Annotated in this window: 32 protein-coding genes and 2 pseudogenes; 24 read left to right on the forward strand and 10 right to left on the reverse strand. The window is 33.4% G+C overall.

From position 1 onward, the window contains the following. The first annotated feature begins 127 nt into the window (after positions 1–127). From POF52_RS29580 to POF52_RS29595, 4 genes are all read left to right on the forward strand, one after another. Positions 128–1,426 (forward strand): MFS transporter, encoded by a 1,299-nt coding sequence (locus tag POF52_RS29580; RefSeq protein ID WP_271997671.1) that lies wholly within the window; start codon positions 128–130, stop codon positions 1,424–1,426. Positions 1,427–2,185: 759 nt separating this feature from the next. Continuing rightward, complete coding sequence (locus POF52_RS29585; RefSeq protein WP_271997618.1) at positions 2,186–2,665, forward strand: hypothetical protein; 480 nt, start codon at positions 2,186–2,188, stop codon at positions 2,663–2,665. Between the two features lie 385 nt (positions 2,666–3,050). Continuing rightward, complete coding sequence (locus tag POF52_RS29590; protein WP_176586294.1) at positions 3,051–3,323, forward strand: GlsB/YeaQ/YmgE family stress response membrane protein; 273 nt, start codon at positions 3,051–3,053, stop codon at positions 3,321–3,323. A gap of 33 nt (positions 3,324–3,356) precedes the next feature. After that, positions 3,357–3,482 (forward strand): hypothetical protein, encoded by a 126-nt coding sequence (locus POF52_RS29595; RefSeq protein WP_255219823.1) that lies wholly within the window; start codon positions 3,357–3,359, stop codon positions 3,480–3,482. A 314-nt stretch (positions 3,483–3,796) separates the two neighbouring features. On the opposite strand, the gene POF52_RS29600 is transcribed toward POF52_RS29595, so the two are convergent. Continuing rightward, positions 3,797–3,973, reverse strand: coding sequence for a hypothetical protein (locus POF52_RS29600; RefSeq protein ID WP_271997622.1), 177 nt, complete (start codon positions 3,971–3,973; stop codon positions 3,797–3,799). Positions 3,974–5,206: 1,233 nt separating this feature from the next. On the opposite strand from POF52_RS29600, the gene POF52_RS29605 reads away from it, so the two are divergent. Next, the gene (locus POF52_RS29605; RefSeq protein ID WP_029714754.1) at positions 5,207–6,478 is read left to right on the forward strand and encodes a cation:dicarboxylate symporter family transporter; all 1,272 of its coding nucleotides are present in this window, start codon (positions 5,207–5,209) and stop codon (positions 6,476–6,478) included. A gap of 36 nt (positions 6,479–6,514) precedes the next feature. Beyond that, positions 6,515–7,957, forward strand: a complete 1,443-nt coding sequence (aspA, locus tag POF52_RS29610) for an aspartate ammonia-lyase (protein WP_271997628.1) — start codon at positions 6,515–6,517, stop codon at positions 7,955–7,957. A gap of 325 nt (positions 7,958–8,282) precedes the next feature. Here the strand turns inward: aspA and POF52_RS29615 are convergent, their stop codons facing one another. The 3 genes and pseudogenes from POF52_RS29615 to POF52_RS29625 form a co-directional block, all read right to left on the reverse strand. Beyond that, positions 8,283–8,573, reverse strand: coding sequence for a spore coat protein (locus POF52_RS29615; RefSeq protein ID WP_047933685.1), 291 nt, complete (start codon positions 8,571–8,573; stop codon positions 8,283–8,285). A gap of 16 nt (positions 8,574–8,589) precedes the next feature. Further along, complete coding sequence (locus POF52_RS29620) at positions 8,590–8,787, reverse strand: spore coat protein (protein WP_176586297.1); 198 nt, start codon at positions 8,785–8,787, stop codon at positions 8,590–8,592. A gap of 95 nt (positions 8,788–8,882) precedes the next feature. Beyond that, positions 8,883–9,080 (reverse strand): annotated as a pseudogene (locus POF52_RS29625) (KGG domain-containing protein); the annotation flags it as partial. Positions 9,081–9,257: 177 nt separating this feature from the next. Between POF52_RS29625 and POF52_RS29630 the strand changes: the two are divergent. From POF52_RS29630 to POF52_RS29645, 4 genes are all read left to right on the forward strand, one after another. Further along, the gene (locus POF52_RS29630) at positions 9,258–10,160 is read left to right on the forward strand and encodes a YsnF/AvaK domain-containing protein (RefSeq protein WP_271997634.1); all 903 of its coding nucleotides are present in this window, start codon (positions 9,258–9,260) and stop codon (positions 10,158–10,160) included. A gap of 332 nt (positions 10,161–10,492) precedes the next feature. Next, positions 10,493–11,329, forward strand: a complete 837-nt coding sequence (locus POF52_RS29635; RefSeq protein ID WP_074898040.1) for an STAS domain-containing protein — start codon at positions 10,493–10,495, stop codon at positions 11,327–11,329. Positions 11,330–11,717: 388 nt separating this feature from the next. Further along, the gene (locus tag POF52_RS29640) at positions 11,718–12,392 is read left to right on the forward strand and encodes an SOS response-associated peptidase (RefSeq protein ID WP_271997638.1); all 675 of its coding nucleotides are present in this window, start codon (positions 11,718–11,720) and stop codon (positions 12,390–12,392) included. Positions 12,393–12,620: 228 nt separating this feature from the next. Further along, entirely contained in the window at positions 12,621–12,863 is a 243-nt protein-coding gene (locus POF52_RS29645; RefSeq protein WP_016763737.1) for a hypothetical protein, read from the forward strand. A 402-nt stretch (positions 12,864–13,265) separates the two neighbouring features. Here POF52_RS29645 and POF52_RS29650 read toward each other — a convergent pair whose 3' ends face one another. Continuing rightward, positions 13,266–13,580: a hypothetical protein gene (locus tag POF52_RS29650; protein WP_176586301.1), complete on the reverse strand. Its 315-nt coding sequence runs from the start codon at positions 13,578–13,580 to the stop codon at positions 13,266–13,268. Between the two features lie 326 nt (positions 13,581–13,906). Between POF52_RS29650 and POF52_RS29655 the strand changes: the two genes are divergently transcribed. The 5 genes from POF52_RS29655 (at position 13,907) to POF52_RS29675 (ending at position 17,353) form a co-directional block, all read left to right on the forward strand. Beyond that, positions 13,907–14,998, forward strand: coding sequence for a YsnF/AvaK domain-containing protein (locus POF52_RS29655; RefSeq protein WP_271997642.1), 1,092 nt, complete (start codon positions 13,907–13,909; stop codon positions 14,996–14,998). A gap of 332 nt (positions 14,999–15,330) precedes the next feature. Next, positions 15,331–15,501, forward strand: a complete 171-nt coding sequence (locus POF52_RS29660; protein WP_271997643.1) for a hypothetical protein — start codon at positions 15,331–15,333, stop codon at positions 15,499–15,501. Positions 15,502–15,840: 339 nt separating this feature from the next. Beyond that, positions 15,841–16,146 (forward strand): hypothetical protein, encoded by a 306-nt coding sequence (locus POF52_RS29665; protein WP_271997645.1) that lies wholly within the window; start codon positions 15,841–15,843, stop codon positions 16,144–16,146. Between the two features lie 20 nt (positions 16,147–16,166). After that, positions 16,167–16,724, forward strand: coding sequence for a hypothetical protein (locus tag POF52_RS29670; protein WP_271997647.1), 558 nt, complete (start codon positions 16,167–16,169; stop codon positions 16,722–16,724). A 20-nt stretch (positions 16,725–16,744) separates the two neighbouring features. Then, on the forward strand, positions 16,745–17,353 hold the full coding sequence (locus POF52_RS29675) for a hypothetical protein (RefSeq protein WP_271997649.1): 609 nt from the start codon (positions 16,745–16,747) through the stop codon (positions 17,351–17,353). 100 nt (positions 17,354–17,453) lie between these two features. Here POF52_RS29675 and POF52_RS29680 read toward each other — a convergent pair whose 3' ends face one another. Then, positions 17,454–18,065 carry a hypothetical protein gene (locus POF52_RS29680; protein WP_271997651.1) on the reverse strand — a complete coding sequence of 204 codons (612 nt, stop codon included), beginning with the start codon at positions 18,063–18,065 and terminating at the stop codon, positions 17,454–17,456. 172 nt (positions 18,066–18,237) lie between these two features. Between POF52_RS29680 and POF52_RS29685 the strand changes: the two genes are divergently transcribed. The 6 genes from POF52_RS29685 (at position 18,238) to POF52_RS29710 (ending at position 22,098) form a co-directional block, all read left to right on the forward strand. Next, a complete protein-coding gene (locus POF52_RS29685; protein ID WP_271997652.1) occupies positions 18,238–18,654 on the forward strand; it encodes a hypothetical protein in 417 nt (138 codons plus the stop codon). 35 nt (positions 18,655–18,689) lie between these two features. Continuing rightward, the gene (locus POF52_RS29690; RefSeq protein WP_271997654.1) at positions 18,690–19,211 is read left to right on the forward strand and encodes a GrpB family protein; all 522 of its coding nucleotides are present in this window, start codon (positions 18,690–18,692) and stop codon (positions 19,209–19,211) included. Then, positions 19,208–19,621 (forward strand): GNAT family N-acetyltransferase, encoded by a 414-nt coding sequence (locus POF52_RS29695; RefSeq protein WP_271997656.1) that lies wholly within the window; start codon positions 19,208–19,210, stop codon positions 19,619–19,621. The genes POF52_RS29690 and POF52_RS29695 overlap by 4 nt, the downstream gene beginning before the upstream one ends. Positions 19,622–19,700: 79 nt before the next feature. Then, on the forward strand, positions 19,701–19,976 hold the full coding sequence (locus POF52_RS29700; RefSeq protein ID WP_271997658.1) for an inorganic diphosphatase: 276 nt from the start codon (positions 19,701–19,703) through the stop codon (positions 19,974–19,976). A gap of 252 nt (positions 19,977–20,228) precedes the next feature. Next, the gene (locus tag POF52_RS29705) at positions 20,229–20,645 is read left to right on the forward strand and encodes a GNAT family N-acetyltransferase (protein WP_271997660.1); all 417 of its coding nucleotides are present in this window, start codon (positions 20,229–20,231) and stop codon (positions 20,643–20,645) included. A 544-nt stretch (positions 20,646–21,189) separates the two neighbouring features. Continuing rightward, positions 21,190–22,098 (forward strand): hypothetical protein, encoded by a 909-nt coding sequence (locus tag POF52_RS29710; protein WP_271997663.1) that lies wholly within the window; start codon positions 21,190–21,192, stop codon positions 22,096–22,098. Positions 22,099–22,431: 333 nt separating this feature from the next. On the opposite strand, the gene POF52_RS29715 is transcribed toward POF52_RS29710, so the two are convergent. Next, positions 22,432–22,677, reverse strand: a complete 246-nt coding sequence (locus POF52_RS29715; protein ID WP_271997665.1) for a hypothetical protein — start codon at positions 22,675–22,677, stop codon at positions 22,432–22,434. Positions 22,678–22,762: 85 nt separating this feature from the next. Continuing rightward, positions 22,763–22,987, reverse strand: coding sequence for a hypothetical protein (locus POF52_RS29720; protein ID WP_271997666.1), 225 nt, complete (start codon positions 22,985–22,987; stop codon positions 22,763–22,765). Positions 22,988–23,365: 378 nt separating this feature from the next. Between POF52_RS29720 and POF52_RS29725 the strand changes: the two genes are divergently transcribed. Continuing rightward, positions 23,366–23,641: a hypothetical protein gene (locus tag POF52_RS29725; protein ID WP_016763742.1), complete on the forward strand. Its 276-nt coding sequence runs from the start codon at positions 23,366–23,368 to the stop codon at positions 23,639–23,641. Between the two features lie 237 nt (positions 23,642–23,878). After that, positions 23,879–24,223 (forward strand): general stress protein, encoded by a 345-nt coding sequence (locus POF52_RS29730; RefSeq protein WP_271997668.1) that lies wholly within the window; start codon positions 23,879–23,881, stop codon positions 24,221–24,223. A gap of 183 nt (positions 24,224–24,406) precedes the next feature. Here POF52_RS29730 and POF52_RS29735 read toward each other — a convergent pair whose 3' ends face one another. After that, a complete protein-coding gene (locus POF52_RS29735; protein WP_176586305.1) occupies positions 24,407–24,733 on the reverse strand; it encodes a general stress protein in 327 nt (108 codons plus the stop codon). Between the two features lie 372 nt (positions 24,734–25,105). Between POF52_RS29735 and POF52_RS29740 the strand changes: the two are divergent. Further along, positions 25,106–25,342: pseudogene (locus POF52_RS29740) on the forward strand (serine hydrolase); the annotation flags it as partial. A 158-nt stretch (positions 25,343–25,500) separates the two neighbouring features. On the opposite strand, the gene POF52_RS29745 reads toward POF52_RS29740, so the two are convergent. Continuing rightward, entirely contained in the window at positions 25,501–25,728 is a 228-nt protein-coding gene (locus POF52_RS29745; RefSeq protein WP_016763744.1) for a hypothetical protein, read from the reverse strand. Between the last annotated feature and the right edge of the window lie 207 nt (positions 25,729–25,935).

Here is a 25,935-nt window from a genome sequence, read left to right on the forward strand (position 1 = left end):
ATTCTTTTGAAAGTGCCAAATTTCTAGACATTTGTTATAAAACTTTCTATCTCAGTAAGAAGAGTGATCATATGAGGGAGGAGGAAAATAATTAGTGAAAAATAATTATCGCTACTTTATTATTTTTATGATTGTCATTATAACCATCATAAATTACATAGATAGAGGAGCACTTTCATACGCTCAGGCTGAAATTATTCAAGAATTCAACTTAAATCCAGTAAGCTGGGGAGCAATCTTGGGTTATTTTGGCTATGGCTATATTTTCGGAGCACTATTTGGAGGAGCATTAGCGGATAAGAAAGGTCCTAAGTTTATGTGGATTCTTGCTGGAACTACATGGTCAATATTTGAAATTGGCACTATATTTGCTGGTCACATAGGTGCAGCGTTTTTTGGGGGTTCTGCATTAGCAGGTTTTGCGGTATTTCGTGTTTTATTTGGTCTGGCTGAAGGGCCTACTTTATCTACAATGAACCGAACGATGGCAAATTGGGTGTCTCCAAAAGAAAAAGGTTTTTCTGTAGCACTTGGCTTAGTTGGAACTCCAATTGGAGCATTGGTCACGGCACCTATTGTAGTGGGTCTTCTCACATTCACTAATTGGAAGATAACATTTATTATTCTTGGCTTATTAGGTTTTATTTGGGTATTAATATGGAGAAAAATATTTACAAATTTACCTGAAGATCATCCGAGAGTTTCAAAAATTGAACTTCAAAAAATTCGAAGCACAGATAATTTAATAAAAGGTGAATTACAATTAGATAATACAAATCCCCAAAATGTTCCCTGGTATTATTTTTTTAAAAACCCTACATTAGTAATGAACGCTATTGGGTACTTTGCATTTTTGTATGTCAATATCCTATTACTAACTTGGACTCCAAAATATCTGCAAGATGAATTTAATTATTCTTTAGCATCTCTTTCGTATATAGGTATGATTCCATGGGTAGGTGCTATTGTCACAGGATTAGTAGGAGGGAAAATTTCGGATAAATTACGTGAGAAAACAGGAAATTTGCGTATAGCTAGATCCTGGTTCACAGTAGTCTGCTTATTTTTTACAGCTATTTGTTTTATGCTAATCCCAACGGTTGGAAGCGCGGCCTCAGTGCTTTTATTAATGTGTATAGGTAATGCCTTTAATTACCTACCCAATTCGATCTATTGGACAGTTGTTCTTGATACAGAGCCCAATAAAGCAGGAACTTTTGGGGGGGTAACTCATTTTATTGCAAACCTGGCTACTATTATTGCGCCTACGCTAACAGGAAGCCTTGTTGCCACACATGGATATAATGCTATGTTTACTGCTGCTGCCATTGCCGTAATAATTGGAATGGTATCTATGATATTTGTGAAACCAGGACAACGAAGTCATATATCGGATATACATAATGAGGAAAACATTATATTGTAAGAACTATTATTCTTCTATAGGATAAAAAGTTTTCAAAGGAAAAAGATGGTTAATCTAAGAATTCAAAAAGATAAAAATACTTATAATCATGCTAAAGAGCACTCCTGTTTTTTGAGTACAGAGGTGCTCTTCTACAATAAAATTTGTATGACAATCTTTCAATTAATATGTTATAATTACTAGTAGACCTAACCTTTCTTATACTTTTGCAAAGTATAACTCAAACTCAAAAAAAGTCACCTCACTCTCCAATGCCAATAGAACGAGGTGCTTTTTATTTTATAGTATCGTTTAATCTTCCTCCGGAATCTTAATTAAAATAGTGATAGCTACTGTTGTCAGAAATATAACCCCTAAAATTATCAATAGATTTGTACTCATATCTCCCATCTACCCTTCTACCCTTCTACTCTAATCCTTATAATTTCATTGTAACAAAGGAAATAAGTGAATAGAACAAAAATGAAAGCGTTTTATTTAAGTGTTTTATCATGTTAAAATACTTAAATTTTTTAAACCAGATTAACGTATGTAATTTTTTTCTTGAGTAGAGCAAGCTACCTTTTTCTATTTGGAGGTAGCTCTTTTTATTGTAAAGAAGGTCGGGTTTAATTATTTAGTTAACCTAATAGAAACCATAAAAACAAAACATAGAAACGCACCGTTCTCTTATATAGCCCTCATAAGAATACCGGTTTTGATAGACGAAAATGTGGAATATCAAATGTAAGACTATTTTAGCATGAAGGGGAGACAGGTATGTTTGGATGGAGTGATATGCCGAAATTATTATTTTCTTTTTTAATTGTCATTCCACTTGTGTCTGTTATTCACCAGCTGGGGCACTCACTTATGGCTATTATTTTAGGTGGAAGGGCCGATTTTACCATTGGACAAGGGAGAACGATTTTTAGGTGGAAAAAAATTAAAATAAAATCTATTTATTTTTTGCACTCCTTTTGTATTTACGAAAAATTAAAGTATGATAATCGGTTTACTCATGCTTGTGTTTATGCTGGAGGTACCATAGCTAATTTAGCGTCTATACTTCTTGTGTATGGTTTAATTATGTGGGGTGTTCTCTCAAAGAATCTCTTCTCTTACCAATTTGTTTATTTCTCTATTTATTATATTGTTTTCTCGCTCTTACCCTTTGAATATTCAGAAACGAGTTTAAGTGATGGGCGAGCTATCTATGATGCATTGAGATATGGAAAGATAACGTGTAATCCGGATTAACAAAGGAAAAGTAGCTAATTAAAACTGTACATCCACAACGTATATTAACGCGGCAACGATACTGAAATAGATACTGATTAGTAATCAATTCGTAATTCTTTAGATACTATGATGCAGCTACTGCAGTAAACTTACCTGTCTACTCAAAAAATAACAAGGAGCTCTTACTGCAGTAGGTAAGGGGTAGATGGTTATATAGGAGGTGCTGGTTTTTTTATATGCTGAGGGCTGTCTTAATCGTTTATCTTTTTCATGAAACAGTCGAGAAATGAGAGGGTGTCCTTTTATATACGAGAAAAGCTCTAATCAGGAAAAAAATAACAAGATTAATGAGTTCTAGTGAGGGGTAAAGTTAACTAAACAATTTAGAAGGAGGGAAATATTAATGGAGATTCTATGGATGCTAATTGTAGGTGGAATTATTGGGTGGCTCGCCGGTTTAATTACAGGACGCGACGTTCCTGGAGGTATTATTGGTAATATTATCGCTGGCTTTATTGGTTCTTGGTTAGGCGGCCTTATCTTAGGAAGTTGGGGGCCAGTCATTGGCGGTTTTGCAATCATCCCAGCAATTATTGGCTCAATCATTTTAGTATTAATTGTAAGCTTTTTTTTAAGAAAAATGGGTCAAAAAAAGAATCATAGTCATCATGTATAAAAATTAAAAAAACCCAAATTGGAGTGACTAAAAATGAGAGAAGAAAATAATTCTATGCTATATGATTTTGTTGAAGGTAATCAATTTGAACTAGATTCTTATCTTACTTATTTATTCGATCAAATTAATAATGATAGCGAAATTCTGTCAGAAGATTAATGAAATTACAGATATTTTATTATAAAGAAACAGACAAAAAAATAATAAATCAAAATATAGTATAAGCGACCTTAGTAACTTTGTTTACGGTGTATAGGGTCGCTTATTATTATGGAAAATATTTAAAAATAAAGTGCAGATATGCTTCTTTACTGCAGTAGGTCAGGCGTAAACGGCCCTAGAATCTGCGCTTTTTTTATAGGTTGGGAATTAGCTTCCTCACTTAAACTGAAGTATCTATTACTCAACCTTATTGAACATAAACGAAAGGCCTCTTTAAATTCTGAAGGGCCTGGTTATTATATATTTACATTTTATATACTCTTCTTCATGCCACATTCTCTACATTCACGTAAGAAAACGCCACTTTTTACGGAGCTTTTGAAATAAGCTGAGTTGCAGTTATCGCATCCGCCACTAACCTTATCTGGAAATTCAGCATAGTCATACACTTTATCAAAATCGATTTCTTGCTCTTTTATTTCTTCCACTAGTTGCACCTGAAAAATTTACGTTTCTGGGATACCTGCTCTTTGGAGTTCCTGTTTAAATGATTCCCTTTGAACCGTCACGTAACGTGTAGACTCTAAAATTGTACATGAATGTATCTCTACCCAAATAAGTGATTACTGCATACGATTTCTTGAGGAACTAAGCTAAGCGAACATCGATTAGCTCGCTTAATCTCATTTTATTCTTTAATTCAAATACGTCATCAATAAAAATAAATAAATCCTCAAGAGAATCAACAAACTGAATGAATCCTGTCTCTGTTATGCAATGACCTTGCTTATAGTATTTCTTAAAGGCATAGACTCTTTCACGCTACGAAAGGTTAATATTTCAATAACAGTTCTTCGTTATTAAAATATCATTCACTTCTATGAGACCTGTCTAAATAAAATGTACGCGAAATGAATAATAATTTTCTTGATTTATCCGTCGTATATAAATATAATGTAACTGAAGTACGCAAAAAGAGAACATGAAATTTAAAATATACTTTTCGTTATTATCATTTTTTTTGATTCCAGTCATTACCTATATACAAGAAACGCATGTTTATTATAATAAGATTACAGTATGAAGAGATTAAACGAGATACCCCAACTTAATGCCGTAGTTTCGTTAATTCAGTTACACATGGAATAAATCCTAAATTTCTTTAGCTTTCAGAGAAGATATATGTAGTCACTACGATTGAGATTTTTTGAAAGCGATATCATTTCATTCGAAGAAAAACACTTTAAGAGATTTAATTATTTTAACAAGGTCTAGAGATATCTAGTGTTATTGCTATCTTATCTCTAGACACTAGATAAAGAAGAGGATATTTCTTTATCTGAAATGAGGGAATAATAGATTAGAATATTATTGTCTAACATTCATATAAACCTAGAAGTGACTGTTACTAAATTTATATGGATGTTAGACAACAAACAGGATTTCAAAAAGGTTAAAAGGATAATAGAAAATCTCTTTATAAACGATACTGTATGCTCAGGTATATAAGGTGAGCCGAAAAAGTGTATTTTACAATGAAGATTTCGAAAACGCTTTACTGAAGGGGGGAGTTAATTTCAAATCATATGATTACCATTTATTTTAAAGATTATTCACACATCGGACTTATTTTTGATTATTGTCTTTTTTATAGACGCTAGCCTAAGCATAGGCTCTCTTTAAGTGTTTTAATGAACCGCAAATTGAAAGGGGTTACAACTATGAAGAAATTGGGATTAGCTACACAAATATTTATTGGACTTGCGTTCGGGATTGCTATAGGCGCTATTTTTTATGGAAATAATACAGTGATGGCCATTCTTCAACCTTTAGGGGATATTTTTCTTCACCTAATTAAAATGATTGTTATTCCTATCGTTGTATCCGCACTCATCGTATCTATAGCTGGTGTAGGTGACATTAAAAAGTTAGGAAGACTAGGTGGAAAAACCATTCTTTATTTTGAAATTGTTACTACAATTGCATTAGCAGTGGGCTTATTAGCCGCAAATTTATTCCATCCAGGTAGTGGTATAGATATGGGGAACCTTGAGAAAGGTGATATATCTAAATATGAAGAAACATCTAAAACAACTGAGAGTACAGGTGTAGCAGCTCAAATCGTTCATATTATCCCAACTAATATATTCCAATCGTTGACTGAAGGGAATTTATTAGCGATTATCTTTTTCTCAGTCTTATTTGGTTTAGGAGTTGCAGCAATTGGAGAAAAAGGCAAACCAGTTTTAAACTTTTTTGAAGGCGTACTAGAATCTATGTTTTGGATGACAAACTTAGTTATGAAATTCGCTCCATTTGGCGTATTTGCTTTAATTGGTTTGAATGTCGCGAAGTTTGGAATTGGTTCATTAATTCCTTTAGGAAAGTTAGTACTCGTTATATATCTGACCATGATTTTCTTTGTTTTTGTAGTATTGGGTATTATTGCAAAAATGGCTGGAACCAATGTTTTAGTCCTTATAAAAATCTTAAAAGATGAGTTGATTTTAGCGTTTACAACCGCAAGCTCTGAAGCAGTATTGCCAAGGTTAATGACTAAAATGGAGAACTTTGGTTGTCCGAAAGCTGTCACATCATTTGTTATTCCGACAGGATATACCTTTAACCTTGATGGGTCATCCATTTATCAAGCCATTGCTGCCCTTTTCATTGCACAAATGTATGGCATTCATTTATCTTTCATAGAACAAATTACACTCTTACTTGTGTTGATGTTGACTTCCAAGGGAATGGCAGGAGTTGCAGGAGCATCATTTGTTGTTGTATTAACAACACTGGGCTCAATGGGATTACCTCTAGAAGGTATGGCATTTATCGCTGGTATTGATCGCATTTTAGATATGCTTCGTACATCTGTCAACGTAGTAGGTAACGCATTAGCTGCTATTGTGATGTCTAAGTGGGAAGGCGGATTCGACAAAGAAAAAGCAAAGCATTATACAGATTCTATTAGAAAATCGGACGTAGCATAAAAAATTTCTTTTTATGTAAAGAAGGAGATCAATGTTATGACAAATATAGAAATACCAGAAAAACAAAATGTAAGAATCGAAAAAGATTTCCTAGGAACAAAAGAAGTTCCTACTTATGCTTATTATGGGATTCAAACTTTACGTGCAGTTGAAAACTTCCCAATAACAGAATATCAAATTCACCCAGAGCTTATTAAAGCATTAGGAATCGTTAAAAAGGCTGCTGCTCTTGCTAATATGGATGTTAAACGCTTATATGAAGGGTTAGGAAGTGTAATTGTTAAAGCAGCAGATGAAGTTATTGAAGGGAAAAAAGATGATTATTTCATTGTTGATCCAATACAGGGTGGTGCCGGTACTTCAATAAATATGAATACAAATGAGGTTATTGCAAATCGCGCTTTAGAATTGCTTGGCCATCCAAAAGGATCCTATTCGGAATTAAGTCCAAATAGTCATGTGAATATGTCGCAATCTACAAATGATGTATTCCCAACAGCGATTCATATAGCAACGCTCAACTTATTAGAAAAGCTCTTAAAAACGATGAGTGAGATGCAATCCGTATTTCAAGAAAAAGCCCAACAATTTGACCACATCATAAAAATGGGACGTACTCATTTACAAGATGCTGTTCCAATCAGACTTGGTCAAGAGTTTGAAGCTTATAGTCGTGTTTTAGAGCGTGATATGAAACGTATTAAACAATCATGTGAACACTTATATGAAGTCAACATGGGAGCCACAGCCGTAGGAACAGGTTTAAATGCAGACCCTCGTTATATTGAATGTGTTGTGAGACATCTAGCTCATATTAGTGAGTTACCATTACGAGGTGCCGACCATCTTGTAGACGCGACTCAAAATACAGATGCTTATACAGAAGTCTCTGCTAGCTTAAAAGTTTGCATGATTAATATGTCTAAAATTGCGAATGATATCCGATTAATGGCATCTGGTCCTCGTGCAGGATTAGCTGAACTTATATTACCAGCTCGTCAACCTGGTTCATCTATTATGCCTGGAAAGGTCAATCCTGTCATGCCTGAAATGATTAATCAAGTAGCTTTTCAAGTTATAGGTAATGATCATACAATTTGCCTGGCATCGGAAGCAGGTCAACTTGAACTAAATGTGATGGAACCTGTTCTTGTGTTTAACTTGCTTCAGTCAATCAGTATTATGAATAACGCATTTCACGTCTTCACAGAACATTGTCTAAGAGGCATTGAAGCAAACGAGGGACGTTTAAAAGAGTATGTAGAAAAAAGTGTAGGGATTATTACAGCCGTAAATCCACATATCGGATATGAAGTAGCGGCTCGAATTGCTAGAGAGGCTATTTTAAATGGAAAGTCGGTACGAGAACTATGTTTGCAATATGACGTATTGACTGAGGAGGAGCTGGAATTAATTTTAAATCCCTATGAAATGACGAACCCAGGTATATCTGGCAGCTCTCTTTTTTACAGAAATTAACTTTTAAAAGCGTACTCCATATTAAGTTTACAGTATAAGCCACCTACTTTCGATATCCCTAGGTGGCTTATTTTCTGTATACACATCAAGAGATTACGGATTATATGGTGTCAAAGGGTACTATCACCCTCAAAATATGCAAGAACAGCTAAAGATAGACTTGCAAGCAACTGATACAGCCTTACATCTTCCTCAACAATAATAATGAGACATATTCATTAGCAAAAAAGCTATCCACTTTATATAGTGGATAGCTTTTTTGCTTTTACCCTTATGATTCGGCTCGAACTCTCTTGTAAAGAGACGTTCCAAACCTACCTACCATTTAACCTTTTGCTAAATCTAATGCTTTATCTGCCTTTTTCAAATCGTGATTTACTTGTTCTTCAACATCGTAGGCATGATACATTTCATTATCAATCATGTATTGAGCGATTTTTTCATGAAGATCGATCGCTTCATCTAATTGTTTTTTTAATACTTTGCGCACTTCTGGTGTTGCCGTTTCTGTAAGCGCTACCGCATACGTTCGTACACCATTTTTCGCTGATAATAATAAATCTGTTGCGATAGCAAGATCATCTAATGTTTTGTTAAGCGTACTTTTAGTAGCCATTCCTCGACCCCTCCTGTTATTGAGCTTTCTTTAAAATTTTTTGTAATTCATCAATTGCCTTAGTAGACGTTTCCACGTCTTCTTCAAGAAGCTTTTTTAATTTTTCATCCTCTACCAGCTCCAACATCGCTGTACCTTTCGTTACACATGATGTTTTAAGCGTTAAGATTTCATGGACTTCTAGCGTCTCATGCATAGCTAATTTTTTTGTCATGTCTCAATTCCTCCATGTCATCGTATTTTTTGAAGACCCTATGCGTATAAATCAGTACCTAGCTAAGCTATTTTGTAGAGATTTTAATTGTTAGAATTTTTATTGCTAGCTTTTCCGCCTTTTTCACCAATTTCTCGAAAAAACTCTTTGCTTTGGTTCTTAGATGTAGCCTTTCCACCCTTTTCTCCAATCTCCTGGAAAAACTCCTTATCATGATTTTTAGATGTAGTTTCTCCACCTTTTCGTCCAGCTTCTTCTCTACTCATTTTTTCATTTTCCTTATTCTTTTCCATGTTTGTTTCCTCCTTATGATTTTTTTGACTTGTGAGTTATATTCCCAGCTCACTTCCATTTAAACAATGATTGGCTAATTTTTTGAATGTTTTAGAAAAAGAACCTGGGGTATTACAAATAGCATAAATGAATCCATTTATATAAACCATTTTCTATATTAGGAGGAGGAACTACTCATGACAAAAAATGTAATAGGTACGTATGATAATGAAGAAGCTATTATCACAGCTATTCAAAACTTAAAAACACAAGGATTTCAGGAGAAGGATCTTTCTCTGGTAACCAGCAAAGATATCGATAAAGAGGAATATTTGGAAGTAGAGAGCAAAGAAGGAATTGACGTAAAGAAGATTGAAACCACAGAACAAACTCATCATGATGAGTCAATTATGGATAAAATTAAACATATGTTTTCACCAAATCATCATCAAGAGACTCATAAAGATAAAGCAAAAGTAGAAAAGCGTTTAATTAACTTAGGTGTCCCTCTTACAGAAGCAGGACCTTATGCAGATGATCTGCAAAAAGGAAAAGTATTATTGTTAGTAAGAGCTAATAGAGAGACAAAAACAAATTCTTTCTTAGGAAATAGAGAGAATTCTGCCTTTGCGAAAGGTGACTCTGTTTATGATAAATCATTATACGGAGAACATCGTGAGCATGAAAGAAATGTTCCTAAAAATGCAGAAGAACATATTGAGCTAAAAGAAGAACAATTACATGTAGATAAAGAACGAGTCCAAACAGGAGAAGTTCAAGTTGATAAAGACGTTCTTCAAAAAGAAGAAACAGTTAATATCCCTGTCGAGCATGATGAAGTATATATAGAACGTCGTCCTGTATCTGATAAAAGAACCAATAAGCAGATTAGAGAAGATGAAGAGGCGGTTCGTATCCCTCTAGAAGAAGAAAAAGTGACTGTATCAAAAAAGCCGGTCGTAACAGAAGAAGTAGTTGTAGGTAAACGACGAAAAGAGAAAAATGAAAAGATATCGGAAACTTTAAAGAAGGAAGAAGTAAATATTAAAAATCAAGAGAGTCCTTTGACATCAAGTAATAACGAAACGTTCAATAAATAGGAGAAGAGGAAGAAAATTCACGTTTTTGAGCAGACTAAGATAATAGGAACCCCAATTCCTTATATTCTCTTAAGTATGTGTTTTTAGAAAAGCTACTCAGATGAGTAGCTTTTTTTTAGAATCAAAGCCAATATTAAGTAGCTTACTTAACCTCATTTTATTTTTTAACTCAAATAATTCATCGATAAAAATAAAGAGGTACCCCAGAAACGCTTTATTGGATGAATGCACCATATCTTAAAGTGAGTATCAATATTTTGAATAGTAGTTAAGTTTTCTATACTCAATAAAAGGGAAAGATAAAGTTATCTATCACCAAAGGGGAAAACACTATGGATAAAATGACTCAAGAATTACATGATTTTTTATTACAACATGTGAATGAAATGGCTCAAGAGTGGTTAGATTCTCGAGAGATAGAAGAGAATTCTGTTTATACAGCTGATGCTTCTTCAGAGGTAACTGAATACCTTCGAGAACAAAATCACTATTTTACCCGTACGATAGTGAAGGTCCTAAAGGATGGATCTTTTAAAAATCTTAGTGGTTGGGCCCAAGAGATTGCAACCAAACGAGCTCGCTTAGGGAATCCTCTGTATCAAAGTATCCAGCATTTTAAAAAATTCCGTTTCATTTTTCTTAAAAGGGTTGAAGTATTTGTAGATCTCCATCAGTCTAGTATTACGCAAAGAGATATTCTTTTATGGAATAGAACTTTAAACGAAGCATTTGATCGGATGATTGAACTTTTTACCATGTATTATGGGCAAGTAGCAGAGGCGCAAATATATGCTCAAAAAATGCTAATTTCGGAACTTAGTACACCAGTTATCAGTATTTCAGATACAGTTGGTGTCCTTCCCATAATTGGTCAGATTGATGACTATAAGAGCAATAACTTTGTAGAAAAAATTATGGTGCAGGCAAAAGACCTTGAATTGTCTTGCCTAATAATTGATTTATCAGGCGTACCTTCCATTGATACAATGATGACGAATGAATTGTTTCAAGTGGTAACCATGTTAGAATTGCTAGGAATCGATACAACGATCACAGGTATCCGTCCAGAGATCGCTTTAACAGCCGTTCAATTGGGTATAGACTTCAGTAAAATAAGAACCTATGGAAAACTAAAGGACGCAGTAAGTGACCTTTTGCATATAAGGTAAAGGAATTATAGTAGCAGGAAGACTACCAATGGAAGGTAGTCTTCTTGTTGTTGGATAGAAAGCAGAATATTTGACATATCACAGCCCAACTAACTTTTGAAAGACCTTCGTGTCAGTAATTAGTTATAAATGGCTATTCTGTCCGAGCATAAACAAAATTTGATTCATAAAGACTCAGCCTTGCCGTAGATAGGCTTACGATTGAATGCGGTGGAAAACGGTATCATTCTTTAATAGGGAAAAAATCATATAATTGAAAGAAAGGTGCTTTTTTGAGGAAACGCGGATATAAAGTAATGCGCATCAGTGGTAGCAGCATTGTAAATTGTATACCTTAAGTTCTAAAGAGAGTTAAAAAAACATTAAATAAAAAAAAGAAGGTGAGAATATGTGTGGAAGATTTTCTTTAGCAACAGATATATATACGCTTCAAGACCAATTTAACTTTGAATTTAACCACGAAGTAACAATTAATCCAAAGTTTAATGTGGCTCCTTCCCAACAAATTCTAACAATAGGATCTAATGGAGGAAAAAGAATTGGAATAGCGATGAAATGGGAACTAGCACCTTTTTGGTCTAAGGATAGTAAAATTGGATATAAAATGATACATGTACGAGCTGAAGGTATTGATCAAAAGCCAAGTTTTAAGACACCTTTTAAACGCAAGAGATGTTTAGTTATATGCGATGGATTTTATGAATGGAAAAAAGAAGGGAAAAACAAGCAGCTCTTTCGATTTGCTATGGAAGATGACCGGCCATTCGCATTTGCTGGACTTTGGGATGAATGGGATAAAAATGGTGATCCCCTTTATTTGTGTACAATTATAACCACAATCCCAAATGAAATCACGCAAGAAGTTCATAATAGAATGCCTGTAATTCTTGAAGAAAATGCATATGATGTATGGATGGACTCTAAGATGAATGATATAGAGTATCTTAAATCTCTGCTAATTCCTTTTCCTGCTCAAAAGATGAAATCATACCCTGTATCTACAATTGTTAATTCACCGAAAAATGATGTTGCGGAGTGTCTATTTCCGATTAACAGTTTATAAAGTAATACAGTCTAATTCTCAATGTTGCTAATATATAATTTCCATACTTCTAGGGGGTTATTACATAAATCCGTGCAGATTGGTAGCAACAATATTGTAAATCGAATGCCTCAAGTTTTAAAAATAAGTCTTTGCAATAAATATAATCTCTCAGCCTGTACTACCTACAAATCTGTCACTGATTCATTTGTACAATTTACTAATATTAAACTTTTAAGGAGAGAGAAAATGGGAACATTATTCAATCAAATACCCCGAAAACATTATTTTGATAATGATGCTGTTAAATTTCTTGATACAGTAAAAACTCTTGCAAGAGATCATGGTCTGACAGTTGAAGAGACCTGTCGTATTTTAGAATTATCTATGAAAATTGATGATTATGATCGCAAAGATGAGCAATTAGCAGGATTGGGACGATTAATAAAGGATTTAATTGATGAAATTTCTATGCTAAGAGAAAAGTTATAACAGGACAAATTAGAAAAAGGGTTAAAACACAGTCTAACCAAAAAAGAGAAGGTATTTACCCCTCCTTTTTCCATATCATCTATGCTTAAATACTCTTCTTCATCCCGCATTCTCGACATTCACGTAAGAATACGCCATCCTTTACAGAAATTTTGAAGTAAGCTGAGTTGCAGTTATCGCAACGGCCACTAACTTTATCCGGAAATTCAACATAGTCGTAAACTTTATCAAGGATGATTTTTTGCTACTCTTTCTCTTCTATATAGTAAGAAAGCAGTCTTTTAATAGTTAAAGGACTGCTTTTTTACTTCATTCTATAATGAAGCTAACTCTTTCTTCCTCGTTCCCATGTGAAAAATAATTTCAAATCTGTATAGCAGAAAGGAATTTGTAGAAAAGCTGTTAGGATTTATTTCCTTTAAATATGATCTTTCTTTTCTCCTGTTTAATCCGTTTTAACCGTAGTTCTATCTTTTTATCTAACGCTCTATACAGTATTTCGCTAGTTGCACATATCAAAAATAAGATTAGAGTAATAATTGCAGCCTTTGGTACATGAAAATAGAAACAAAGTACGACTACAAGTAGGGACATAGCGTAAATGGAGTTGGTTACCCATCTTCTACTTCTATGAGCTTCTAGGTTTCTCTCAAGTAATTCTTTTTGCCCTTCTTCTTTTTTTTTTGTATCTTTTAAATGATGGTATGTAGAATTCATCGCTTTTTCTCCTCCATGAAAACTAATTGTAAATTATCTTTGTATTAAATATCCTATATGTTTCAATTAAGGAAAAATATGAGGTTTTTCCTTTTTCATATTATATACGAACGAATGTTCTTTTTCAATAAAAACTCTAAAGTTTTCCCGAATATGGATATTGCCTCTACTTCATCTTTCTACATTTTATGATTTAGGTGTCATTTACATAGTCATCCGTATTAAGTTTTAAATAGAAACCCACTGGGTACATGATATACACAATAAGGATGGAATTAAATGTGAAAAGAAGTTTTCGTTTAATTAAAATTTAAGGAGATGGGAAAATGGAAGCGAGAAAACGAGTTGCAGGGACTTTTCATTCGGAGCAAGAAGCGATACATGCAATTAAGGGGTTAAAAAGTCAGGGATATCGTGAAACAGATATATTGGTAGTAGCAAAGGATAGAAGTAAAACTCTACAGTTAGGAGCCGAAACACATGTAATGATAGAAGCTGGAACGCCAGCTGTAAGTTCGTTGGCAGGTGTGATGATGGATAGCTTTCTTACCATAATGACAGGTGGAATGGCTACTACTACCCAAGCTGGTGGCCTAACTTCAAAACTTATTAGAATGGGCATTCAAAACTTTACTGCAAAACAGTGTGAAATGGATGTAAAAGAAGGAAAAATCCTTATCCTAATTGATGTGGATGAAACTCAAACAATTCCTTCATATACTACGGTTAAGGAGTCGCCATACGAGACAGAGGGGCATAGGTCAGTGCTACTTCGTGAAGAGCAACTTAATGTAAGGAAAGAGCGAGTTCAGACTGGGGAAATACAACTTCGTAAGGGAATTGTAGAAGAACTACGAACTATCAAGGTTCCAGTTATGCGTGAGGAAATCTACGTAGAACGTCGCCCGGTCATAGACTGTCAGTATGATGGTAGCCCATTGACAGAGAACGAGATCATTCGTATTCCTATTATGGAGGAGCGAATTGAAGTAACCAAGAGGCCTGTAGTTGTGGAAGAAGTCATCATTGGTAAGCGTAAAATTCAAGAGATTAAAGAGATGAAAAATACTGTTCTAAAGGAAGAAGCAAAAATTGAACAGTCAGAATTTCCCGCAATTCCTGAACTTGCTGACTCTGAAATCTATCAAAACATGGATAATTACGTAGACCAAAGTTACCAAGAAGTTGCTGCCGCAATTGCCTCTGATGCTCCAAAAGAGGAAAAAGTTAAACTTTCACCCAATAAGAAACAAGAAGCTCAACTTAAAGTGACAACTTCTCCTGTTATTAAAGAGATTGAAGAGGTTACAGCCTCAGTAAACAATCAGAAACCAGAAAATCAAATCAAAGAGACGGATATTACGACTTCTGAAAAAGGGAAGAATAATGAGAAATCAACAAACAAGCAAAAGAAATAAGTATATCTCCTCTATGGTTTATAGCAGAGAGAATAATTAGGGATATTTAAGAAAGGGCTGCCTAGCTGTATTGGCAGCTTATTTTATTTTTCTTTAAATTAACATAAGTAATGTTTTTAAAATCAAAAAGAATTAAAATAACTCATTAAAATGAGCATAAACAGGTAATAAAATAAAAGAAATGACTTTCATTACTGGAGGTCATTTCTTTTATTCCTAAAAGTCCTGGAGATTATATCAAATTTCAACAGGTATTCTCACTAAATTCTAGAAATATTACTTATCAAAATAACTTAAAAATATTTCCAAATTTGATAAAAGAAGGTGATTAAATGGAACGAAAGAAATTTATTGAATACATTGATAAGTTACTGGAACAATCTAATGCGTGGAGAAAGGATGCGGAGAAAAGAGAAGACTGGAACAGTGCATGTTTTTACCAAGGTGAGGTCAAAGCTTATGAGAAAGTAAAGAGATTGGTTAATCAGCAGTTACATGTATAAATAAAAATTACAACCCTAACTCAGAAATGAGTAGGGTTGTAATTTTTATTTTTCTAGTTTCCATAAATTTGATTATAGGAAGTAGACTTTTTAATCTATTACTTTGCTAAGAACGTTCATAAAACTACGTGAATTTTAAAGAACGTTCGTAAAATGTTTTTAAATTTGAACGAACGTCGAGAATAATAAATTTTTCATACAAACCCACAGTTCGTAAAAGTATACTTTTGCGAACTTTTTATTATGGCTATCCTTATTAAATTTAATTAGAGGATACTTATCTATAAAGCGATATAATTACTTTAGTTGGATAAATTAATTAGAAAGCGAGGGAAGCACATGGGACTTGATATTGAGATGTACGGTAAAGAAGATCGGTATCTTGATTTTAAAGAAATTGAGGAGTCATTACATGATGCTCTATTTCACACAAATAATAACTGGAGAAGTTATTTGTATTTAAGAAAAATTAGAGATTACTATTTGACTAATGTAGAATATGATCGAGACGAAATTGATAAATTTATAAAGGATTTAGAGAACATAAAAATATTTATCCCAGGAGATTATGATCCGGCATTGAGCGAATTAATAAAAATATTAAGTAGTCATGGAATCCAAAAAATATCTATAGTAGGAGACTAAAAGAAAATTGGAGGTAATCTATGAAAAACTGGGAACTGAAAGATACCGATCAGTTGGAAAAAGAATCTGATTGGAACGCAGCAAGGGATAAGTTATATCATAATTGGAAAGAAAATTCCCAGGACTTAAAGGTTTTTGTCAAACTTAGCTTTTTGTGTTGGTATTTAGTTGTAGAATGGGGCGTAGAAAACACGAGTAAAGTACAAGAAAGTGATTATGATGACTATGAAGAATTGCTACAGGAACTTTATCATTATGGAATCATTCGTGTTAAAGAAGATGCATTTTTTAATGCTGTTTTTGGTTTTATGATTGAGTTGTTTCCAGAATACTTTGGAGAAGATTACGATAAAACGAAAGAGTTCGGTGAATCACTGATTAATAAATCCTTCAATTTGAACAAAGAAGATCCATTTATAGAACTTATTTACCTTTCCGGACGAACTCCATCCAGAAATCCGGCTTATAGTAACGCAGTGGAAAAGCATTTTACCACTGTTAAGAACAGCCTCAAAGGAACGGGTGTTTTTCAAGAATATTTTAGCTACATGCTGCTACCTAATGGCAATCAACTTTAGCATCCAATCGAGGAGAAATTATGAAGCCAAAAGACTTACTTAATTTTTATATTAAAACTGATCTCCTTCCTCTCTTAGAGCCTTTGGGCTTCAAATGTGCCAAAAGCACACCTAAATTCTCTAGAAAGACAGGGCATTTCAGTTTAAGTTTATCTTTTTGTATTAGTCCGTATAGCTCCCAAGATGAATGCATTTTTTGGACTATGTGGGATGTATCGTCAAATGAATATGGGAAATGGTATGAGCAAACTTGGGGTACTCAGTTAGCTAAAGCTAATAATGTAGTTGTTGCCAGCGCAGATTGGAATATTCCTAATTGGTTAGAAGGTAATGAAGAACATTTTACACTTTACAATAAAAAGTCAGATAAAAAAGAGTTTAGTAAATTTGTTCAAAATGTAATAAATATAGGTATTCCTCATTATGAACAGATTATAGATTGGAATACAGCAGCTGAGATGGCTTTGAATGAGGAAGATGTATTTTATGAAAGAGTATGTGATTTTTATCTAATGGCTAATGAGAAAAAGAAAGCAAAAGATGTTCTTACATATGGTCTCGAACGAGCCACCGATGAAAATTATGAAGATTTAAAGCAAAGAATGGACAAGTATTTTAAAGAGAATTGAGATTAGAGAAAAGGAACGCTCATCATAGTGTGTTCCCTCTTCTTGTATCAATAACGCACATTATGTGAACTAAAGTTGTAGAGCTTATAAAATATAAGGATCACTCTTCATATTCAACCTCAGTCCCTTTAGTATTCTCCGGGAAGGAGCTAATAATTGAATTAGTTGAAGAAAATAGATTGTCATTAGATAGCGAAATAACAGATGCTCCATCGTAAAAAATCCAAAACATTGTGCAATCTTTTCGTAATGTAATAATAGGCATTTGAACTTTTCTTCTTCCAAATAAGGTTTTCATATCTCTTTTTTCAAAGCTAAATAAATCTTCTGAAAGAGACCAAGCAGCAAAGCAATTCATACTTCCTTGGCTATATAAAAAAGGCATAACGACTTCAAATTGTTTATAATCTTCAATTTTAGCCTTAATAAAAGTCTCCCTGTCTACTTTTAGTTTTACATATTCAATATTAGCAGATGAAAATATATCACCTATTTCTTCTGCATCATAGCTTATATATGTAAAAAGTGTATATATAGGAAACTTGTTTAACTCTTTCATCCAGTTATTAAAAAAGGTTTCTATATCTACATCATGACCTTCATACTCTACAATGTAAGATGCATCCCCATCTATTCCAAAGGGAAACAAACCACCGCCTGAGGGAATATCACTTATGTAGCTTTTGGAAAGGAACCCTACTTCAATATCCATTATATATTCTCCTTCAATTCCTAAAGTGTATTTTAAGTACAATTATAGTCGATATGTAAATAAGTTCCTATAAGCAGTTTCCTTTTAGCTAAAGTTGCTTAGCAATATAGGAGTTTTCTTTTAGCTGAAGAAATAAGAGTTTATGTAATTGTGGCTACAAGGGGGCAAATAAATGAACAGAACACAAGAACAGCTAATTGTTAAGGCTTTCTTTGAAAAACGAATACAAGAAAGGGTTCTACATGAATTGGCTTCTCCAAAGAAGCGTTTAGATTCTCTAAGCCGACTTTGTCATAACTATACCACCATCCTAAGAAAGAAATACCTAATTGAACTCCCAAAAGCTAACTTTAATAAAGAAGATTTAGAAACCTTATTGAGGAGATATGGACCTATTAAGCAGTGTTATGTGATTTCTTGGGATGAAGATATAGATGGCAAAGAGGTGCCATTATCATCTGCTCTGGAGCATGTAGTAGGTCTTGGTATGTCTTCGATCATTTCCTTTATCCCAGGGGAACTTGCATACTTTGAGTCCGAACAAGGATATAGTGCACCGCCTAGATATGTCTTAAGTAGAAATGTTTAGGTAATTTACCTTTCTGGTACTAAGGGGGAATTATAATGTTAGGACTCGAACGTGGTTTAGTAAAGCTTGAAACTTATAATGATAAATGGAGTAAGTTATTTGACGAAGAGAGGGAAGTGTTATCTTCTCGAATAAAGGAACTTATTATCGCCATTGAACATGTGGGAAGTACGTCTATTGAGGGCCTCTTTGCTAAACCAATTATTGATATTGCAATTGGTGTTAGCTCTTTGGACGTAATTATAGAATTAAAAGAAAAAGTAAAGGCACTTGGGTATGTTGAATTGCCAGTAAGTATAGATGCTAAACATGTTTTTGCAAGGTACAAAGAAAAGAAAATCACTCATTTTCTACATGTAATGATCTATAATCAGAATTTATGGATAGATCAAATTTCTTTTAGAGATTATTTACGATCAGATCCTAATGCAAAGATAGCGTATATAAAAATAAAGGAAGAACTTGCAGATAAATACCCGAATGATGTTATTTCATATACGAATGAAAAAAAGAAGTTTGTTGACAACATATTAAAAAGGGCAAAGGAATTGGGATGAGAGAAATTAATTCTATTAGGGTTGATGATCCAGCAATAAAAAGGCTGTTATCTTATGCGACTTCAGAAGAAAAGGTTGATGAAGAATATAATAAACACATTTGTTCACCAAACCGAAAATTATATAGTTATGGAATTAATGGAGAAATAATTAGTTGTATAGGAATTGAAATTCATAATTCTGGCGATGGTGTAATAAAACACATTGCTGTTTTGCCAAAAGAAAGAGGAGGTGGAATAGGAAGTAGCATGATTAGATTTATCTGGAAGGAACATAATCTAAATTCGATTTCGGCTGAGACCGATAAAGATGCAGTATTGTTTTATGCTAACTTTGGTTTTCGCATAACTAGCTTGGGTGAAAAGTATCCTGGAGTAGAACGCTTTTTATGTAAGCTTGATTTAAAATAAATTCTTTAAGGTGACTTAGTGCCAGCAATGTCTGCTATGGTAACTTATAAATAATAATTTTTCAGGGGAGAGATCCTTTATGTTAGAAAATTATCTTAGTAAAGAGGTAGTTGTAAAAGTAGACAGACCTTTGGGGTCAAAGCATCCAACGTATAATTATATTTATCCTTTGAATTACGGTTACATCCCTGGAACAAAGGCTAATGATGGCGAGGAGATTGATGCCTATATATTAGGAGAAGCTCATTCTTTAGATCAATATAAAGGTATTGTAATAGGCATAGTACACAGAAAGAATGATATAGAAGATAAGCTTATTGTATCTAATAAAAGCTTTTCTTTAGAAGAAATCTAACAAGCTTTACACTTTCAAGAACAGTATTTTAATACTGAAATCATTTTTAAAAGCGATTCTTTATAAGGAGTCGCTTTTTAATACCGAGAACATGAATTATGGTAACTAACCTTTTATATCCTATAGGTCAGTCTCAAAGGATTCTAATTAAGGCTATAGAATTCATTACAGACAAAGACTAAGGAGTTAAAGGAGAAGATTATGAGAGTAAGGGAGTTTCAAACAGAAGACATGCCTCAATTAGTGCATTGAATGGATCAGCTTGGCTATCCAACTTCTTTAGAAAAGCTAGAGAGGAGATTTAGCAATATCCAGTCTCAACCTACTTATCATACATTAGTAGCTGAACTGAATAACAAGGTAGTTGGAATGGTGGGGGTATGTTATAACTTGTTTTATGAGTATGATAGTTCCTATGTAAGAATTGTCGCTTTTATTGTAGACGCTGACCATAGGCGTAAAGGAATTGGCGAGAAATTAATGAACGAGGCAGAAAAATGGGCAATAGGACAAGAAGCAACTTATATTATGTTAAATAGTGGGAATAGAGAAGAAAGAGAGATAGCTCATAAGTTCTATCTTAATATGGACTATAAAAACAAAAGTACGGGCTTTTCAAAGCCATTAGATAAACAAATTATTAAAAGTGAAAAAGACCTTAAACTTTAAGGTCTTTTTCTTACATGTGTGGTTGATCATAGCTGCTTTTAATAATTGATAAAAGTGAAATATACATGTACATATCTAAAATATAGTATTAGGTTATAATTTGTCCAGTCAAAAGGTAAGCAAAATAAAAAGCCACCCAGTATTTGCAGGACAAGTGGCTTTTCACTATTAAAATGCATGTGCAAAAATATAATAACATATTACTTCCATAAAGACTATATTTTACCGTACAAGCATATGTATAAAACGTGCACTTTTTATTCATCTTATCTTCAATCACCCGGACACCCGGAGAGAAAAACGCGTTATATCAACGATGTATAAAAAGCTGCATAAAGCAGAAACAAGGACTCATCCAGAACCCTTCTCTCAAGAGGGTTCTTTTTGGTGATGTGTTCCGGAAAGAGTGATTATGTTAACTATAGATGAATACATTATGCATTTTAATTCCCTTATCCTTTTTGCTTTTAAATGGAATAAAAGATAAAAAATATGATTTAATAGAAATAGAAAGTGTTTATTAAAAACGAGCGGGATTATTTAAATGCATAATGTAAAATTCAATTATTTAACCGACTTATGTTCAAGGTATCAACAAGACAAATTTTTCATCGAGGAAATTCCTCTCTCTGTTTTATCCAAGTTAAATAAAAGGTTTAATATTTCAAATGAGGAAGAAGTGATTGCTTTTCCCGACTGTACGATATTTGGCTCAGGAAAAGTCGGTGTGTGTTTTACGGACAAGAGTTTAAGATGGAAAAATCTAAGTGGTGAATTAGGCAATATTGAATGGACTGAATTTGGTAAAGCAAATCAGATTACGGTCCAAAATAATATCGAAGTTCATTTGGACAATAGAAAAGCATGTTTAATAGGTGGAGGAAATACGTATCCAGTTTCATTATTTATAGAACTTTTGACAAGTATAAGAGATTTCTTGAACGAATATTCGTACGCTTTACTTGTAAAACCGCACAATGTATCTTCTTCTGTAACGTATAATGACTTAATGAATATAAGCACATTATTTGAGAAATACGAAGAAGCTTTTGAGCCTAATAATGGTCTGTTAGTAGATCAGCATATTCCTTCAGATTTGAAAAAGAAAATAATAAAGTATTTTAATTTACAAGCTAATAAAAAGATTGTTGCTTTTTTATGTACTTGGCCTTTAAAGAAGACAGATGGGATTATTATTGGTGAAAATGGAATTTATTTTAGAGAAACATTCGTCTCTCTTTATTATCCCTGGTATGTATTCCGAACGTTGCCTTTATATTTATCAGAAGATGAGCTTATTATTGGGAAAGATAATATTTTTCATCTCACTCATGCCAAAATGGAAGGTACAGAGATTTTACTTTTTCTAAAAAAACTTCAGGAGTATGCTAATTCTGCTTATGAGAATGTTCCTGACGTAGTTGACCTCTACTCTGCTAACACTAAAATTTAAAAGTTACGCTATATATTAATTAAAACCCACTTCATAATAAGATGAGACTCTGAAGTGGGTTTTTGACACTTCCTAGAAGGCACATTACGTTAACCCGCATAGTATGGAAGGACTCATTGAAACTAAACCAACTTGTCTTTATTGTAGGAGTGTTGTTCACCCATCTATTATAAAGAATGATTTGATTTATTGTGATCTCTGAAATTGTTTATGGATGGGCTATTTAATTTTGTTTCTAAATGTTATATGGGGCCCAGCGTATATTTCTCCCTATTATCTACAATAATCTATCTAAATGAAAAATCTCGACATTTTACCATGTCGAGATTTTTATTAGGCGACGATTTCTATATAGTCTTTTTTTACAGCATTCCATTGGAATCTTCCTTCTTCTACAACAAGATGAGCCTCAGGATCCCAAGGGAAATATTGTTTAGCCATATCTAAACGTAAATGTTCAATACTCGCCGGAGGAAGCTCCCTGTCTCGTTTATTTAGTCCGATAAAATAAATACCACCTTGCGCTAATACATCTGGATGTAAATAAATAAAAACCGGCTGTAGTTCTGTTTTTCCCATTCTTACCACTCCTTTCAAGTACTTTTTAATAACTTAGTGTAATAATCAATTAGAATATCTACTTTTTCATGCTATTGATTTAATATTAATTTCTCTTATATTTATTTTCAGTGGAGGATTCATTTTTAGTTTTCTTCTTATTTCTTTCATCTTGCTTTTCTATCTTTAACTCTTCAGTTGGTATTGGATCAACTGTCTCTTCAGTTTTAAATTGATCAAATAGAGTTTTATTCTCCGTAGGATATTGCTCAGCATGATCCCTTCTTTTGATCTTTTGAGGATGGGGGGATTTCTTTCTTGACTCTGTCATTTTAATACCTCCCTGTTCCGACCATATAAATCCATATACATCTCCTCCTATAGGTGAAATAGTTTATTTACTTTTATCCTAACGAAGATGATCTCAAACCTATGCTTATGGAATTTTCGATTCGATTATAAAGATAAATAAAATGGGAGAAGAGACCTTAAACAAGAAAAAATACATGATTAATTGGTTTTTGCGAAAAAACATTTGAGTTTGAATTAAATATAATTACGAGATAATCTACAAGTTAAATTGAACGATCTGCTTTTAAAATTTAATAGATAGCCTTCAAGCTTGCAAATGATACCTGGAAATACAGGTTTATTAAGTTATCACATAGGGAAAATGGTTTCAAAATAAAACTAAGGAGGAGTAAGTAGAATGCGACAAAAAACACTTATTTCTGGTCTTGCTATTTCAACAGTAAGCGTAGGGATTACAACTTATTTATTGAAGGATAAATCAAACTTAGATAAGGTAAAAGGGTTTGTTCGAAGTGTAAAAAAAGTTATTTCATATGAATCATCGACCAAAAAATTGGCCTCATTTCCCATACACAAAGCAGGTCATCCAGACCCTTTGGACATTGAAGATAATAAAATGGTCTCAGAAGGATCTATGTTCCCTGTGCAATATTATAATGAAAAGAAACAATGAATTATCAGTTCATATTATTGACTATGTTAATACAATTGTAAAACACTTCAGTTGTATCTTGGACAGATATTGCTTTCATCATAATCATATGTATTATTTTAGAGCCAACAAACATATTCATGGGCTTCATACCTTAGTCTAAAATATCTAAAGCGTAGTTAAGATGTTCTAAGAAGGTAGCAAGTTATTCATATTATAAACTTCCATTAAATAGCCTATGATTAAGGAGGTTTTTTAATGAAGAAAATAAGAGTGGTAAAGGACGGCTATGAAGTAAAAGAGGCTATTGAACAATTTTTAAGTCTAGGATTCAGAAAAGATAATATCTACTTATTAGCCCATGAAAAAGATCGTACTGAAGAATTGACAAGTGCGTTGAATATAAACGATATTGGTGTATCCGAATTAAGGGATAACAATCCAATAGCAAATTCAGTTCATCTTTACAAAGATGAACTACACTCTAAGCTTTACTCTTTGGGATTATCAGATGAGGAAGTTCAACACTATTTAAAAGAATTAAATTGGGGCCGTATACTAGTTTTTGCATTAAAAACAGATGATTTTACTACTAACGAATAATATCAGTAAAAAAGCTATACAAACTCTCTATAATTAACAGGTAAAGAGAGTTTGTATAGCTTTTTTAGAATTATATACTTTTCTAATAATAGAGCAAACCATATATATAGACAGCAACATACCAATAAGGTTCATTCTTCTCGATCACTTAGTTTCTTTAACATTTATTGCATCCGCAAACTATTAAATACTCTTCTTTGCAATAATTACTATACGCTCTTGCTTCATTTCACCTATACATCGTTCAGTTTCTTCTTGTGTTAACCCTAACGAAGTCATTTTAGAACGGAGTTCATCTTCACGAGAAAATAACTTATCAACAGTAGACGTAAAAATCCCTTGTTCAGAAGTTCGATATTCTTTCGTATTTGTTATATCTGTTAAATATTCCGAACGCTCTTTATTATAGGCCAACAAGTAAACTTCACTTTTACTAAAACCAGTGGTAAAAAGATCTTCAATCAACTTATTTGCCTGACCACTATTTTCTGCTACTTTAATTTCTTTCACTATTTTCTCCTCCTCTCCCCCTATAAAATAGGTTGTTCAACTAATAGATATATCCTTCACCAGCTAATTAAAAACAATCTCATACAGATACAGGGTAAAGGTCGTATAAATTGAGTTAAATTATCTGCTTTCAAGGAACTAAGATGTGGATTGTTAAACTCCAAATGTATAGTAGATAAAATTAGTCTTTCCCCTATAGCCTAACTTTCCTAGGCTGAAAGATTAGATAAGATCTTAAAATAAGAAATAAGCTTAAATAATTCCCTTTTTAGTTGTATATCGTAAGCAGGATTAGGTTAGTTACCGTAATGGTTTTTATCGGAATAGAAAAGAAACTTAAAGGCTATATTGGTAGCCCCTAAGCTTCCTTTTTCCAATGGACAAGGGCGTTACGGTGGCTGGGATATGGGGATGACGGTGTGAACTTACCGCGGTGACTATGCGCACATCGGCCAATTTGGCTGGGCCGGACGAAGTGGCACCTCTATCTACGCCGACCCGAACAACCAGATTACCGGAATCATACTCACTCAAGTTGGGATGTCTATTGCAGATTCTACGTGGGCTATTCACGACTTTTGGACCATGCTCTACCAAGTAACCGGAGACTCACACCCAGCCCAAAAATTATTTATATTTCCGATAATATTACTTACATTGATTGTATTTTTATATCATATACAAGGCTCTCTTAACACGTTACAAATATTACCATTTTAAGATGAACCTTATATTTAGGGATTTCCCTATCCTTCAATGTATTAAGTTCACCCTTTAGATTTAATATCCTTATCATGTGTGCAGTTCGAATCAATACAGGGAAGTCCACCTCTAGATTCGATTTCCTCTATAATTTGACGATGAATTTTCCGACCTTCTTCATTTAAATAGGGAGTTATCTGTTGAAGTGAATGATGAAAGTAAGTAAGTTCATCATCTTTCCATTCTTTTTTTGAAATCATTGACAATTTAGTCATATCTCGACCTCTATACAATTTATAAACACCTCTCTACTTTTTTGTCTGAAAGCAATAAGTTTATTGAAACCAACTGTTTTTCTTCTTCAATCCGGTATTGTTTCCTTCTGAATCACTATTATCATTTAGACAGGCAATAAAGATATTTACTCTTTCTTTCATAAAATAAATAAAAACATCCTTTAGCCTCTCCCAGCTTGGAAAGAAGGGTATTTGGTCATACCG

The organism is Priestia sp. AB (genome assembly GCF_028369225.1).
Classification (GTDB): domain Bacteria; phylum Bacillota; class Bacilli; order Bacillales; family Bacillaceae_H; genus Priestia; species Priestia megaterium.